This is a genomic window from Bradyrhizobium sp. CCBAU 51753 (assembly GCF_015291565.1).
GTDB lineage: Bacteria > Pseudomonadota > Alphaproteobacteria > Rhizobiales > Xanthobacteraceae > Bradyrhizobium > Bradyrhizobium ivorense.
Genome location: NZ_CP030037.1, coordinates 3,518,606 through 3,532,966 on the forward strand (window position 1 = coordinate 3,518,606; position 14,361 = coordinate 3,532,966).

At 60.4% G+C, this 14,361-nt stretch carries 12 protein-coding genes; 6 read left to right on the forward strand and 6 right to left on the reverse strand.

Annotated elements, in window-relative coordinates:
• Positions 1-5 precede the first annotated feature (5 nt).
• Positions 6-1,361: a family 16 glycosylhydrolase gene (locus XH93_RS15595; RefSeq protein ID WP_139857582.1), complete on the forward strand. Its 1,356-nt coding sequence runs from the start codon at positions 6-8 to the stop codon at positions 1,359-1,361.
• Positions 1,362-1,434: 73 nt separating this feature from the next.
• On the opposite strand, the gene XH93_RS15600 is transcribed toward XH93_RS15595, so the two are convergent.
• Positions 1,435-2,241 (reverse strand): galactosyl transferase, encoded by an 807-nt coding sequence (locus XH93_RS15600; protein WP_194474201.1) that lies wholly within the window; start codon positions 2,239-2,241, stop codon positions 1,435-1,437.
• A 269-nt stretch (positions 2,242-2,510) separates the two neighbouring features.
• Here XH93_RS15600 and XH93_RS15605 point away from each other — a divergent pair, with 269 nt between their 5' ends.
• From XH93_RS15605 to XH93_RS15625, 5 genes are all read left to right on the forward strand, one after another.
• A complete protein-coding gene (locus XH93_RS15605) occupies positions 2,511-3,644 on the forward strand; it encodes an acyltransferase (protein WP_194474202.1) in 1,134 nt (377 codons plus the stop codon).
• A 320-nt stretch (positions 3,645-3,964) separates the two neighbouring features.
• Entirely contained in the window at positions 3,965-4,870 is a 906-nt protein-coding gene (locus tag XH93_RS15610) for a beta-1,6-N-acetylglucosaminyltransferase (RefSeq protein WP_194474203.1), read from the forward strand.
• A gap of 425 nt (positions 4,871-5,295) precedes the next feature.
• Positions 5,296-6,801, forward strand: coding sequence for a lipopolysaccharide biosynthesis protein (locus XH93_RS15615; RefSeq protein WP_194474204.1), 1,506 nt, complete (start codon positions 5,296-5,298; stop codon positions 6,799-6,801).
• Between the two features lie 150 nt (positions 6,802-6,951).
• A complete protein-coding gene (locus XH93_RS15620) occupies positions 6,952-7,764 on the forward strand; it encodes a glycosyltransferase family 2 protein (RefSeq protein ID WP_246799711.1) in 813 nt (270 codons plus the stop codon).
• A complete protein-coding gene (locus XH93_RS15625; protein WP_194474206.1) occupies positions 7,761-8,642 on the forward strand; it encodes a polysaccharide pyruvyl transferase family protein in 882 nt (293 codons plus the stop codon). Before XH93_RS15620 ends, XH93_RS15625 begins: the two co-directional genes overlap by 4 nt.
• A gap of 30 nt (positions 8,643-8,672) precedes the next feature.
• On the opposite strand, the gene XH93_RS15630 is transcribed toward XH93_RS15625, so the two are convergent.
• The 5 genes from XH93_RS15630 to XH93_RS15650 form a co-directional block, all read right to left on the reverse strand.
• On the reverse strand, positions 8,673-10,094 hold the full coding sequence (locus XH93_RS15630) for a family 16 glycosylhydrolase (RefSeq protein ID WP_194474207.1): 1,422 nt from the start codon (positions 10,092-10,094) through the stop codon (positions 8,673-8,675).
• Positions 10,015-11,070 carry a glycosyltransferase family 2 protein gene (locus XH93_RS15635; RefSeq protein ID WP_194474208.1) on the reverse strand — a complete coding sequence of 352 codons (1,056 nt, stop codon included), beginning with the start codon at positions 11,068-11,070 and terminating at the stop codon, positions 10,015-10,017. The genes XH93_RS15630 and XH93_RS15635 overlap by 80 nt, the downstream gene beginning before the upstream one ends.
• A complete protein-coding gene (locus XH93_RS15640) occupies positions 11,057-11,884 on the reverse strand; it encodes an FkbM family methyltransferase (RefSeq protein WP_194474209.1) in 828 nt (275 codons plus the stop codon). The genes XH93_RS15635 and XH93_RS15640 overlap by 14 nt, the downstream gene beginning before the upstream one ends.
• Positions 11,885-11,988: 104 nt before the next feature.
• A complete protein-coding gene (locus XH93_RS15645) occupies positions 11,989-12,981 on the reverse strand; it encodes an NAD-dependent epimerase/dehydratase family protein (RefSeq protein WP_229173220.1) in 993 nt (330 codons plus the stop codon).
• The gene (locus XH93_RS15650; RefSeq protein ID WP_194474210.1) at positions 12,981-14,195 is read right to left on the reverse strand and encodes a glycosyltransferase family 4 protein; all 1,215 of its coding nucleotides are present in this window, start codon (positions 14,193-14,195) and stop codon (positions 12,981-12,983) included. The genes XH93_RS15645 and XH93_RS15650 overlap by 1 nt, the downstream gene beginning before the upstream one ends.
• Positions 14,196-14,361 lie beyond the last annotated feature (166 nt).

The following is a 14,361-nucleotide window of genomic DNA, read 5'->3' on the forward strand; positions in this document are numbered from 1 at the left end:
GCTGAATGAACCTCATCGAGACTGCCAAACGTGTTCTCCCGATATTGGTGTTGCTGATAGCGGCTCTGACAGCAGCTCCGACACCGGCGCAGTCGGCAGGGTGGGAACTGGTGTTTTCGGACGAGTTCAACGGCGACAAGCTTGATCGTAACAAATGGGCCACGCGTTATCTCTATTCGAACGAGACGATGGACCACTTCAACGATGAGAACCAGCGCTATCGCGATGGCCACGTCGTGGCGGATGGCATTCTCAACCTGATTGCGAAGAAGATGCCCGGGTCGCCGAGCCTGTACGAATCCGCGATGATCCGCAGTCATCAAACATTCTACTACGGGTACTATGAAGCTCGTGTGTTTCTGCCCAACGCCAAGGGAATCTGGCCGGCGTTCTGGCTCGAGGCGGACTACGACATCGACGGCAAGACCTGGCATCCGCCGGAGATCGACATCTTCGAGTATGTGATCAATGGCGTCGAGGACAAGGCAAACTCGCTGCATTCGAACGTGGTGGCACCCATCGATCCAAAGCAATACACCTATGTCGATCGTTCCTTCGAGCTCAAGTTCCAGAACATGTATGGAAGCGAGGATCTCAACCAGGGCTGGCATACCGTCGGCTTCGTGTGGGCGCCGGACAAGATTTCGATGTTCTGGGATGGCAAGCTGATCTACACGCGCAACTACCAGTGGTTGCGCAGCGATGGAAAGCTTGGACCACCCGCGCATGTAGATCTGAACTTCGCTGTCGGCGGCAGCAAATGGGCAGGACGGCACGGCATTGACGAGGCCGCGTTTCCGCAAACCTTCAAGGTCGACTATGTGCGCGTATGTCAGTACACGACCTCCGACCGCGGCGGTCGGCAATGTGGGCCGAGCCAATCGACGCCGGATCCGAAGCAATTCGGCTATTCCGCGCCAGTTAACGATATGGCGAAGCCGGCGTTCCTGGCCGTCAACAAGGTGGTCGCCGGCAAGCAGCCCAACGCCGGCGTCCTCGCGCTGAGCACCGGCGACAAGCTCAATGTCGAAATACCGATCAAAGTCCCGGCCGACTATCCGTCCAACCGGACGCTTCAGCTGACCGTTTACGACAAGGCGACAGGGTCTATCGTGTCGTCGGCCGATACCAAACTGCAGGTCCAACCCGACAAGGAGCGGACCGACGGCCCCACCATTGCCGTGGCTTCTCTGCCTGCCATTCAGCGCCCTGGAAACTATATCCTATTTGGCCGGCTGTCCGCACAGGTTGCCAACAGCACGTTGTCCAGTCCGGTGACTTGCAGCACGGACGTCGTTCAGCCTCCCAAGGCCACGGTGTGCAAGCTGTTGAACCTGGATGTGCAGGCGCAGTCGCACTGAGGCCGCGGGGGTGCGCCGAACGCACTGCGCTTTCATCCATGCCGACGGACGGTGGCTTCGCCTGTTGACTTGACTAAGCGCGCTCGGCTCCGAAGAATTCGCGTCGTAGTTTCGGTGTCAGGAGCCTGAGCGACAGTGCCGTCTTGATGAAGCGGAGCGGATTGGCGAGCGTTGCCTTCTTGAAGAAAGTTGCGATCAGCCCTGGGGAGTTGCTATGGGCTCCCAGATGGCCGACGCGATAGATCGCGCCGAAGAAGGGCAGCGCCTTGAGCGGGGTGCCCGCCGTGGCCAGCTCCTGGGCGACGGCGATATGGCCGCCAAGCATTCGCTTCAGGTACTCGTCCGCATCGTTTCCCTTGAGCTTCTCCAGATCATACAACCGGGCGTTGATAATGTGGGACGTGCCGCATAGCATGAAGAATTTTGAAATGGCCCCGAGCAGCGGGGTGCCTTCGCTCCACATGTAGCCGCGATCGATATACCAGCCATTTTCATCGGGATGCTGCGCTACGTATTCGGCAAGGCGGGAGCTGACGAAATCGTCGTCGTCGACAATCATGAAGAAAGTCACGTTCTGTGCGGCCAGCATTCCAGCGCGCACGCGGCGCCCCTTGTCGATGCGGAAGAAATCGCGAAAAATCTCAATATCGTCGGTGGCAATGCGGTCGTGCTGCGGGTTCGGTGCAAAATCGACGCGTTCGATGGAGAAGCCTTTCGGCAGATCAGGGAGGTCTGCACCATTGTTCGCCACAATGATGGCTTGCCAGCGGTCACTATTCTGACCCGAGATCGATGTTATGGTTTGCGCAAGCCGCGCCTTGAGAGCGTCCCAGTTCTTGGAATTTGCCGGATGGCGAACCGGTATGATGAAGGTCAACATGAATTGTCTCGCATGGACGTCGTGGGCTCTGGTGCGCATCGCGCGATGGCTCCGCCAAGGTAGCATGCCCCGTTGGCGTGGTAGATGCATAGCAGCAAGTTCACATGAACTCTCAGCGGGAGGTTTGTGGCAAAGCTGTGAAGCGAGATGCCTCTTGCGTGTGCAAGGACCTCTTGTCCAATCTTCGGACGCTTCCTGACCAGCTTCGGAACAATCCGCTGCTGCTGATCGGTTCAGCGCAATTTTCTCCCTTTTTGATGTGACGGCTGATGACTCCTGGAACGGCGCTGGATCAAAAATCTTCCACGCAGCTATTGACCATCCAGTATCTGCGCGGCGTCGCGTCGGTGATGGTGGTCCTGCACCACATCCGAAACCCATGGCCGAATCTGTACAATCCGCTCGAGACGTTCGACATGGGAGAAGCCGGTGTCGACATCTTTTTCATCATCAGTGGTGTGGTGATGTACGTGTCGTCGCGGGTTGAATCGCCCGCGGTCTTCGCCGGATTGCGGCTCATTCGGGTCGCGCCTCTGTACTGGGTCCTGACGCTCTGCGCGGTGGGTCTGCTTCTGCTGTCCGGAGGCGCCAAGCCGGGCTTGGCGCTCGCGAACGACGTGATGCTTTCCGCGATGTTCGTTCCACACCACAGCTCGATCTTTTCCGGCACCATCTGGCCGGTGCTGAATCCGGGCTGGACCTTGTATTTCGAAATGTTCTTCTATCTGATCTTTGCGATTGGCCTCTTTTTTCGCAAGCCGCTGCTGATCTCGCTTTGTCTGATTTCGCTGCTCGTTGTGTTCGGACTCTTTGTCTCGACCGATGAATCGATCTTTCACACCTATACGCACCCACTCCTGATGTATACGCACCCGCTGATGCTGGAATTTGCGGCGGGCATCGTGTTGGGATGGTTGTTCCTGAACGGGAAGGTTCCCAATGTCTGGCTGCTGTTGCCGATAGGGTTTCTGGCGCTGTTCGCGGCACATGTCGTGCGGCTTCCGTACCTGTTCCTGCAAAACGGATTATGTGCAGCATTGATCATGGTCGGAGCGATCGCGGCCGAACGATCCTTCAAGATTCGCGACATTGGATGGCTTCGGTTGCTAGGGGATGCGAGCTACTCGATCTATCTCACGCACGCACTGACGCTCTTCGTCGCTCGCCGCCTGTTTCTTCGGCTTCCGTTGGAGGGCGTGCTGCAGTTCGCGTCATTTGCAATTCTCGCTGCGGCGGCCTCGCTGCTGGTGGGATTTTTGGTCTACTTCAAGGTCGAGCGCCCGATGACACGTTGGCTACGCTCGCGATTTCTTACCGTCTTCGCGGTCGAGCGTGGAGGTACGCGCCCGCGATTGCGGGAGGCCAGCTCGTCGGTCTCGGTGGTCCAGTCGGCGGGAGAGTAGTGCGGGCACTGTTCTGCCTAATTCCTGAGCGAAGTCTTATGGAGCGGACGCCTTCCTCTCGCGGAACTGGCCACGTCAGGAATGCCTGTGGCGCAGAGGCGCTCTGCACTCTGCGGTCCTCAAGAAGACTGCCGGGGATCCTCGCGGGCCGCGCGGCGTTAAGTGTGAGCTTCCGTTGAAGCTCGATTGCGAGACCAGGTTGCGGAACCGGCAACCCTCATAACGATTTTTGGGCACGGCCCACCAGCGTTCTGACTTCGTCACTGAACCCCAGCGCTCTCGTCACGCGATCGCGTGACCATATCGGGACGGATCAAGAGATGAATGTTGCCTATCTCATTCTTGCCCACGACCGGCCGGAGCAGCTTGCCCGGCTGGTTCGCGAACTCCAGGCTCCATCGTCGGAGGTGTTTGTGCATATCGATGCCCATTCCGACATCGAGCCGTTCCGGCGGGCGGTCGGTTCCCAAGCGAGTTTTACGACGAATCGAATTCCGAGTCGGTGGAGTGACTATTCGTTGATCAGGGCGGCCCTTGTGCTCATGGAGACGGCCTTGGCATCACCGCGCCGCTTCGACTATCTGGTCTTGATCAGCGGGACGGATTATCCGCTGCGCTCGGCGGGAGAGATCGAGGATTTCTTTCGCCAGAACAATGGCATCGAATTCATCGATTCGATTGCGATGCCGTCCGAGGCTGCCGCAAAGCCGCTATCCCGCCTGACACGCTATAAGGGCCGTCCGGGACCAGTCGGCTGGTGGGTCGGCAAGAGCCGCAGGCTGCTCGGAGAACTCGGCGTGATGCCGCTGGCGCGCGACTACAAGAGGTGGTTGGGCGAGCTCGTCCCCCACGCCGGCAACCAATGGTGGGCTCTGACGCGCGACGCTTGCATCTACATTCAGAGATTCGCCGCCCATCATCCGAAGTTTATGAAGTTTTATGAGAACACCCATGTGCCGGATGAGATGGTATTTCAGACCATCCTTGCGAACTCGCCGTTTCGTTCGAACATGCGGCGCAGCATCACGTATTCGGACTGGAGCGGAGGCGGAGCAAATCCGTCAGAGATCGGCGAGCGCCACATCGCGATGTTCCGCGCCAATCCCCGCATGAGGATCGATGGTATCTACGGCTCCGGTGAGCTGTTGTTTTGTCGCAAGGTCACCGACGCCGCTGTCTCCGATCAACTTGCGGCCATGATCCGGCAGCGGAATGCGCGTATGTGACACGCTCTCGTCGCATTGCTCGCATTTGATGGCGGAGGAAACCGTGCGCAGACTATGTCTGCCCGACGCAAATCATCTCAGGCGCGGCGTCTCTGCTGCAATTTGGTCGCATTTCGGAGCTGGTAAAGCGTTGATCCGCACAGAAATCGCGAAGGGCAGGCATGCCTCCTGCATGTGCAGGTCGGATTGCTTGCCAGCGGTCTCCTTGGCTGATTGGCGGCGCACGGGTCGCGCGGCCCGGGCCGGGCGCATGTTCGGCTGATCCCCGTTCCAGGACCATTTATGACAATCAAGTCGCATGGATGTCGGAAGCTGCCCGCAGGCCAGTCGGCTGCGCGCGAGCCGATCTTTGCACGGTTCGATGCATTGATCGCGCCCGCCGGTTACAGCGCCCGAAGCATCACGAGCTGGGAAGAACACTGCTGATGGTAGGCACGGAGCCTGGCAACCGTACACATGCCGTTCGCGCGATCCGGGGCGTGTTCTGGTCGAGCGTCAATTCGGTCATTCCGTCGCTCGCCGGCTTTCTCGTTTTCCTGGTGACATCGCGCTATCTCGGTCCGGCGGAGTTCGGCGTCGTCGCCCTTGCCGGCAGTCTGGTCGCACTGCTCGCGGTGCTGTTGCCGACGGGTTTTGCCGAGGCGATCGTTCAGAGGTCGTCCGTGGACGACATTCATCTCGACTCTACGTTCTGGGCTGCAGCGGTCTGCGCGCTGATCGCGTATGCCGTGCTTGCGATCTGCAGCGGACCGTTCAGTCGAATGCTCGGCTCGGAATGGGTTGCCGTGCTGCTGCCCGTCGCAGGGCTCAGGTTGTTCGCGGATGCCGCCGGCATCGTCCCGCAGGCCATCATTACGCGAAGAATGTCCTTTGAATTGATTGCCGGTCGGACATTGCTTGCGACGATGGTATCGGCTGCGCTGACCGTGCTTCTTCTCTTGGCCGGCTACGGTGTTTGGGCGCTCCTGATCGCGCAACTATCTTCATCGGTCACCGCGGCGGTGGCCGCGATGTGGGGCGCAGGCTGGCGGCCGAAATTCCGCATCAGTCTGGATGCGCTCAAATCGCTCGCGCGGTACGGCGCGTTTTCGTCGGGGACCCGTGCCATGCAGGCTCTGACGACGCAGGCGGATCCGGCGATCGTGGGACTTTATCTGGGGCCGCATCAGGCGGGTATCTATGCCTTTTCCCGGAATCTCTTCCAAATGATCCTCAGCGTCCTGGCGACACCGATCGGCGCGGTGGCCCATCCGATGTTCTCGTCCATCCAGGAGAATGTGGATCGGGTCAGGAAGGGCTTCCTTCTGGCGACATTTCTGTCTTCGGCGTTGTCGTTTCCGGTCTTCATCGGGTTTGCGATGGTGGCGGACCTCGCGGTTCCCGTCGTATTCGGATCGCGCTGGATCGATACAGTTGACCCGATCCGGCTGTATTGTGGCTTGGGTCTGATGGCCTGTATCGGTGTGATTCAGGGAAGCCTCATCAACAGCCGCGGGCATGCGCATTGGTGGTTCTATTATCAACTTGCCGCCGGAATAGTCACGCTGGGCATTCTGGTGGTGATGTCGAGGTTCGGTGTGACCGCGCTACTGGCCACCGTCCTGATCGCGACCATCGCTCGATGGCCGTTTGCCGTGGTCAAGACCTCTCGGCTCCTGTCGGAGCCGGTGTCGGAGTATCTGCGCGTCTTCGTCGGCCCGGCTGGCTCAAGCGTAGTCATGGTAGCGGTCATTGCCGCGGTCCGGCATGTTCTTCCTGAGCTTCCCCCGGTCGTTGCGCTGAGTATCTGCATTGCCGCCGGAGCACTGTCATATCTTGCGACCATGCTGGTGATTGCCAGAGACCAGGCCATGGACGTCGCGAGGCTGCTCGCCGGATCGATCGGGTCGAAGTCGCGAGGACACCGGGGAGTGGCGTCGACGCCTGGTTGAATATGTCGATTGCACCACCTGCCTCAATGATCATAATGACGCCCGACGTTCGCTGCATTACATGTCTGTCGGTTCTCGAACCTGGCCAAGGCCCGAGCAAATAGAATGCACGAAGTTGCGTTAACGTTGATCCTGTGCTCCCGAAATGGGATGAGGACCATCGGAGAGTGTCTGAACCAGATCCGGTCGATGGATGGCGCTGACGCCGTCGAAGTCGTGCTCGTCGACAACGGATCGACGGATGGCACCTTCGCGGCCATGCAGGAGTTCTGTGCGGCCAACCCAGCTCTGTGGCGCGCCATCCTGGAGACCAAACCGGGCAATTCGGCCGGGCGAAATACCGGGATTGCCGCATCTTCCGGCGAGGTGATCCTCTTCATCGACGATGATTGCTACCCAGATCGCGACTTTGCATCCGCCTGGAGAGCGATATTCGCGGGAGATCCCGGATTGGGCTTTGGCTCCGGAAGGATCCTGCCGTATGACGCGCGGCAATCGCCGCTTGGTTGCAACACCAGCACCACGACGCAGATACTTTCCCAGTCCACCTTTGTTCAGCGCGGCTTCGTCCAAGGGTCCAACATGGCCTTCAGGCGTCAGTGCTTGACCGATGCCGGCATGTTCGACAGCCGCTTTGGCGCCGGCACTCCGTTTGCCGGCGAGGAATGGGAAGTCGCCGTCAGAGCGTCGTATGCTGGCTGGAGGGGCGGGTACTTCCCGGAGCCGAGCGTGGCCCACGATCACGGCCGCTTTGACAGCGAAGCGTTCGTTCGCGGGCACTACTACGACATCGGCGCCGGCGCCGTGTACGCCAAACACCTCTTGACGGCGCATGCTCCCGCGACGGTCGTGGAGATCGCGCGGGACATCCGCCGACAGATCAGGAAGCGCGCCGCTGTGGGTCCGCTGCTCGGAGGAGCCGTGCAATATTATTCGACCATGCTGCGTCAGGCGCGATCATGAAACTCTACTACTATCGGAGCATCGCACCGAACTTCGGTGATGATCTGAACAACGCGCTGATGCCGAAGGTTTTCCCGCGCTTCTTCGATGAAGACGAGGTGGTCCTGTTCCTCGCGATCGGATCGGTCCTGTTCGACCATCATCCGCAGCAGGCCATGAAAGTGGTGTTTGGATCGGGATTCGGGCAGTACACCGCGGCGCCTCGGCTCGACGAGCGCTGGAAGTTCTATTGCGTCCGCGGACCGCTGACCGCGCAGGCGCTGGGACTCGACGAGCGGCTGGTCGCGGCCGATGCCGCTGTGCTGGTCAATCGTCACATGAAGAGAGAGGTCCCGAAACGCTTCAAGTTCAGCTACATTCCGCATTGGCAGAGCCTGCTGAACGGCAATTGGCCGAGGGCCTGCGAGTTGGCTGACGTCGAACTGATCGATCCGCGTTGGCCGGTCGATCGGGTCCTCGAAATGATCCAGGCCTCGAACACGGTCATAACCGAGGCGATGCACGGCGCCATCGTGGCGGACGCGCTGCGGGTGCCGTGGGTGCCGGTTCTTCCGTTCCACCGGTCTCATCGATTCAAATGGTCGGATTGGGCCGGCGCCCTCGAGATCAATCTCAGACCGTACCCGACCTTTCCCGCGACGTTGCACGACCTTTGGGTTTCCAAGACGGGCAGGGATGGCAACTGGATGTCCAGCAAGAATCGGCTGATTCAACTGGCGGTCGGAGCAGCCAATGACACGCTGCCCTATGTTGCCGCGCGCGGGTTGCGGCGGCTGAGCGAGATGGAGCCGGTACTCAGCTCCGATATCGCGCTAGCGAGGGCCGTCGCGAAGTTGGAGGAAGCGGCCGATCAGATCCGGCGAGATTTTGATCGTTGAACGCGAGCCGACGCACGTCTGCGACAGGCTTCAGAACTGGATCACCTTGACGCCGGCAATATACAGTCTGGCGGGAAAGGCGCCGGGATCGCTCGGCTCGCCCGCGGGACCGCCGACGGCAACATCCATCAGCATGTACCAGGGCCCGGCGCCGACCAGGTTCGGCATGGCGCAATACGGCTTGTCGTTGAAGTAGTAGACGATCTGTTGCCTCCCGATCAGGCAGCCGAAGCGGTTGAACCGGGAAAACAGGTTGGCGCCGTCTTCCACCAGCTTGAGCGGCATCGCCGCGCCGCGGGCGTCGGGTCCCTTCTCGCCCTTCCAGTGAATGCTGGAGAATATGACGTCTTCCCGATACTGCGGCGACGCGGTGATGTAGGCCTCGAGGATGTCGATCTCAGGCGGCCAGCCGGGGGCGACGGGCAGCAGCCATAGCCCCGGCCAACTGCCCGGGACCTTCATCATTCTGATATCGAACTCGACGTAGCTATCAATGGTGATGCGGTTGAAGAGAGTCCGCGACGTCACGATCGCAGCAGAAAATCGGAACGGCGTTTCCTTCCGCCAACCCGGCACGAGTTTGCCGCCCTGTCCATCCGACAGCCCCTCATCGTGATATTCGGCCTGGATGAAGCGGCAGCCCGTTGCCGGATCTATTCCCCACACCGTCGTTTCCGGGTTGAGTGCCGGATCGGCATAGTAACCCAATTCCCTGTTGCCGTCCTGGCGGCGTCCGGTGGCAAGACGGCTTTGCCAGCATGGCGCGCCGCTGGGCGAACGTCCGTCATCGCTGGCGAAATCGCGATCGAGCAGACGATCCGAAAATATCACCGAGCCGTGCGAAGGCAGCGGCGGCAGCGCCACCTCGTCATTCGCATACGCGGCGACGATCGAGGGTTGCTCGCTCGATCTCACCTCGCCGGCGGTGTGGGCAAAGCCGAACAGCGGATATCCGTAATCCGATATCTGGAGAATGATTGACTTGCCCACCTCGAGCGGCCGCACAAGGGGTATCCTCACCAGTTTGACCTGCTCGCCCGGCTGAAACACCAGAAAGCCGCGAGCCGCGACGAAGTCGGCGCCAGCCGTCGCCGTGCCCGGCAACACCCCGATCGTTCCGTTGCCGTTGAGCGTCTCATATTCCAGCACGATGGTGCAGGTGACCGGCGCCTTGAGCTTGACCGGCACTTCCGCCCAGAGTTCAGCGGATCCGACCGTGGTGTCCACCACGGTGATGGTGGCGTCGCCAAACGACAAGACGCCGTCTGCTGCGGCCGCTGTGTCGAAAACCGTGAGCGGGCCGATGGCCGTCAACGCAAGTCCGACCGAGCCCTTGAGCAGCGTCCTTCGCGTCGCGCGCATCATCTCGGCTTCACCGGCTCCTTGTCTCCCAAAGGCGGCGCCCGGACGAGAACCCAAAGGACACGAGAGACTGCACTGCCAGCGCGGCAAGGCCGAACGGGACGGCCAGTGCCAGCGCCCCAAATTTGCGTTTGGCGATGGCGTATTGGCCAGCCGTGCGCAGCTCGGTCCGCAAGGTGCGAAGCCCTTGCCAGTCGCGCCGGCGCCAGGTCGAGCTGAGCCAGCGCAGGATGAAGGTCGTGCGGGTATCGGGCCGCAGGATATACTTGGCATAAAAGCTGCCGCGGCCGCGATCATACGAGTTGAGCAGCGCCGGCACGTCCGCATCGACGCGGCCATGATCGTGCTGCACGGTGGGGCGGGGGTCGAAGCAGGCGTCGAATCCGGCCCACAGCACCGCGGTCACCGCATCAATGTCCTCGCAGGGAAAGCGCGTGCCCGCGCCGAGATCGGGATCGATGCCGCCGATCGCCTGCAGCGCCTCGCGCCGAAATGCAAGATTTGCACCTTGCAGCGTCCCCGCCCTGACAAAAGTCCGCTTGGGGTAGACGCGCGGCGCTGTGCTTTCCTCGATCGTGATCCTGGCGTGGTTCGGATTGTGGAGCAGGATGCGGCCTCCGATCACGCCCGCGCCGGGATGATCGGCAAACGCCGCGAGGATCGCATCAACATAGTCGGGCGCAGGATAGCAGTCGTCGTCAGTAAAGGCGACAATTCTGCCACGGGCGTTTTCCCAGCCGAGATTGCGGGCAGCGCCGAGTCCGATCCGCTCGCACAGGGTCTGTCTCGACACCGGGTCGTTGGCGAATGCACGCTGCAGCACGGCCGCTGTATCGTCGGTGGACGCGTTGTCGACCCAGATTACCTCGTAGGCCTTATCGGTGCGTAACGCCTGCAGGGCGCCCAGCGTCCCCGACAGGCGGCGCGCACGGTTGCGCGTGCAGATGACGATCGATACGTCGATCTCTCTGGTTGGATCGGTGTCCGCAATCGGGTCCTGCGCCCGTCGCGGGGCCGGGAGGCTGACCTCGATCGTGTCGGAAGCGGTCCCGCTACAGACTGGCATGTGTATCGTACCATCCGGGCAGCGAACCGCGGTGACCTGTGCCGAGCTTGTAGACCGCCTTGAACGGCAAGGCCAAAACGGGAAACTTGGCGAGCAGGGAGTCGTCGCCGAAGTAGCGATAATCCCGGAATATCGATTGGTAGCGGCGGATGATGCCGTCAAAGTCCAACCATTGACTGCCGAGGTCATCGCCAAACGGACCGGAAGCGCCGCCCTCGAAGACATGCGCGACATTTGAGCCGTCGAGCGCCGTGGTGTCGACCCGCGATCCAGGAATTCGCTGCTGCTGCACTGCCTTGAACTTCCGATAGCCAAGGTCGCGCAAGAGGCCGAGCTGGATCTCCACCTCGTCGAAGTCGACCTTGTCGGATTCGACCGAGATGTATTGAGGGCGATTGGGTTGCTGCTTCAGTTCCTCCAACACCAGATGATCGGCGCCCTCGACGTCGACCTTGAGAAAATACGGCACGCCGCAGGAGCGGTAGACATCGGCAACGTCGACGCGAGGCAGCACGACGCATTCGCTCTTGTGGCCCAGTTTCTCGGTGCGCTCGGCTCTGTTCCTGTTGATGGTGGAGAGGACGGAGTCCGAATTCATGTAGAAAGTGATGGCGGGTCCCTCGGACGCCGGTGCGATGGCTCCCTCGATGATCCGCAACTGCCCGTTCGCGACCTCGTTGCGAAATCGCGAACGGCAGTGCTGCACGAGCTCCGGATTGGCCTCTATCCCAAGAACCTTGAAGCCCTTCTTGAGATAAAAGGCGGCATCCTCGCCCTTGTGCAGGCCAACGTCGTAAATCAGGTCTGCAATCATTGCGAAGCTCCTATCGGTTGCCCATCAAGCCTTCAAAATGATTGTTGGACTGGCTCCGCGCGAACGTTCTCCTGTCTCGTGAGCCCGGCCGGTCGGGCCGCCCGTCAGGCGGCGGCCCTGATATTGCTGCGGACCTGGCGTTCGATCCATTCATAGGTCTTCTCCAGACCGGAACGGAGTGTCGCGGACGGCTTCCAACCGAGCTTCTGGCCAATCAGACGGTTGTCCGAGTTGCGGCCGCGCACGCCAAGCGGACCCGGAATGTGCTTCTTGATCACCTTCTTCCCGGCGATGTCGGACACGAGATCGACTAGCTGGTTGATTGTGACCATCTCCTCCGAGCCGACATTGACCGGACCTTCGAAGTCCGACCGGGTCAGGCGAATGGTGCCTTCCAGGCACTCATCGATATAGAGGAACGAGCGCGTCTGGGTGCCGTCGCCCCAGATCTCGACTTCGCCATGACTGGCGGCCTGGGCAACCTTGCGACACACTGCGGCGGGCGCCTTCTCCTTGCCACCGTCCCAGGTGCCTTCGGGCCCGAAGATGTTGTGATAGCGCGCGACGCGGTTCCGCATGCCGTGGTTGCGGTTGTAGGCGAGATATAATCTCTCCGAAAACAGCTTTTCCCAGCCATATTCGCTGTCGGGTGCTGCCGGATAGGCCGAATCTTCGGCGCAATTCGGATTGTCGGGGTCCTTCTGGTTATATTCCGGATACATGCAGGCCGACGACGAATAGAACATGCCGCGCACGTTCCGCTTCTGGCAGGCATCGAGCATGTTGAGGTTGATGGTTGCCGAATTATGCATCACGTCGGCATCATGTTCGCCGGTGAAGATGTAGCCGGCGCCGCCCATGTCTGCGGCGAGCTGATAGACCTCGTCGAACTTGCGATCGGTGATCTGTCTGCAGAAACTCTGGTCGCGAAGATCGCCAACCACGAAATCATCCGCTTCGGTCTCCGCGAATGGTGGAAATTTCAGGTCGACACCGCGCACCCAGAAGCCTTCACGCTTCAGTCGCTTGACCAGGTGCCCGCCAATGAAGCCACCCGCGCCGCAGACGAGCGCGGTGGACATGTTCTTCGTCGCCATTAGATTTTCCTTTCCACAGTTCCCGAACCGATTGCATAGTCAAATACTGTTTCAAATCGGTCCGTCACCGATTTGATGTCGTAGTTTTCGAGCGCAAACGACCTTGCTTTGGCGGCTGCATCTGCTCTCAAGGCTTCATCATCGAGAAGCCGCAGCGCCGCTTCCAGGAAGGCCGCCTGATCCACGGGATCGACGACTAATCCGGCACCATTGCGGCGAACCAGATCGGAAGCGAGATTTTCCTGCGGCGCGGCAAGCAGCACTGGACGTCCGGCGCAGAAATAGGATTGCACCTTTGAGGGCACTGAGAATATTCCTGCCTCCGGTTCGATCGTCGCAACCGCGACGTCGGAGGTAGCGAGCACCATCGGGAGATCCTCGAAAGGTTGCAGCGGCAGCAGGACGAGATTGTCCAGCCCGAGCTCGGCCTTGGCCTGCTCGAGATGGGTGACGCCAACGCCCTGGCTGACGGTCACGACATTGGCGCGCCCTTTCACCATCTTGGCGAGTTGCACCAACAGATCGGGATTGTGCTTCAGCCCGAGCGTTCCCGAATAGAGAAAGTTGAACGAATCGTGCAGCCCGTGACGGCGGGCCCAGGCGTTGTCCTTGGGGTGAGGTGCGATGTCATTCAATGCACCCCAGTTCTCGATCACAAAGACGTTGTCCTCGGTGCCGGTCCACTTGCTTGCAAGTGGCGAGAACGCGTTTGTGATGACGACGACCGCATCGGAACTCTGAAACTGGCGTCGCTCAAGAAACCGATAGTAGGCTCCGACCATGGCACCGGGCGGCCCCAGCTTCTTGCGCAACAGCTGCGAGACGGCAACACTGTAGAAGTCCTGAACCCAGAACACGAACTTCGAGCCGGTCTGCTTGCACGCGTTGACGATGGCCGATTGCGCTTCCGTCGGCGTATTGCCCGATATCACGATGTCCGGCTTGTCCGAATGCACCAATTTCGCAACTGCCTTGCCGTAGGCGACGTCGTCGAATCGGCGGCGAACGAAAGACGCCTTGTCGTAGGGACGTGACAGCTTGACGCCGGTAAAGGAGAGATGGGCGGGATCGGCAGCCGATCTCGCCAGCTTGCCTTTTGGGCCGAGATCGCCGTGGAAGTAGGCATGGCTGACTTCATGTCCCCGGAAAGCCAGTTCGCGGCTGAGATCGACCTGGAACGGGTGGCCCGCGTAGTCGTGCACAAAGATCTTCACAACCGCACCGCCAATCCCGCAACCGGCACGTGACCGTCACTAAGATGTTCGCAGCGCAGGATCGTTCGACGCATGTCGGTGGATCGAAGCTGTCTGTCGTCGGTTTGCATTATCCTCAATTTCGAACCTTGTTGAACGCGACGCAACCTGGCGTGCCTGTGGGCTT

Bases quoted from the DNA above. Each gene is read 5' to 3' on its own strand.
- XH93_RS15595 (WP_139857582.1), top strand. From the start codon at position 6: ATGAACCTCATCGAGACTGCCAAACGTGTTCTCCCGATATTGGTGTTG.
- XH93_RS15635 (WP_194474208.1), bottom strand. From the start codon at position 11,070: ATGCCAGTCTGTAGCGGGACCGCTTCCGACACGATCGAGGTCAGCCTC.
- XH93_RS15640 (WP_194474209.1), bottom strand. From the start codon at position 11,884: ATGATTGCAGACCTGATTTACGACGTTGGCCTGCACAAGGGCGAGGAT.
- XH93_RS15645 (WP_229173220.1), bottom strand. From the start codon at position 12,981: ATGGCGACGAAGAACATGTCCACCGCGCTCGTCTGCGGCGCGGGTGGC.
- XH93_RS15625 (WP_194474206.1), top strand. From the start codon at position 7,761: ATGAAACTCTACTACTATCGGAGCATCGCACCGAACTTCGGTGATGAT.
- XH93_RS15620 (WP_246799711.1), top strand. From the start codon at position 6,952: ATGAGGACCATCGGAGAGTGTCTGAACCAGATCCGGTCGATGGATGGC.
- XH93_RS15600 (WP_194474201.1), bottom strand. From the start codon at position 2,241: ATGTTGACCTTCATCATACCGGTTCGCCATCCGGCAAATTCCAAGAAC.
- XH93_RS15605 (WP_194474202.1), top strand. From the start codon at position 2,511: ATGACTCCTGGAACGGCGCTGGATCAAAAATCTTCCACGCAGCTATTG.
- XH93_RS15610 (WP_194474203.1), top strand. From the start codon at position 3,965: ATGAATGTTGCCTATCTCATTCTTGCCCACGACCGGCCGGAGCAGCTT.
- XH93_RS15615 (WP_194474204.1), top strand. From the start codon at position 5,296: ATGGTAGGCACGGAGCCTGGCAACCGTACACATGCCGTTCGCGCGATC.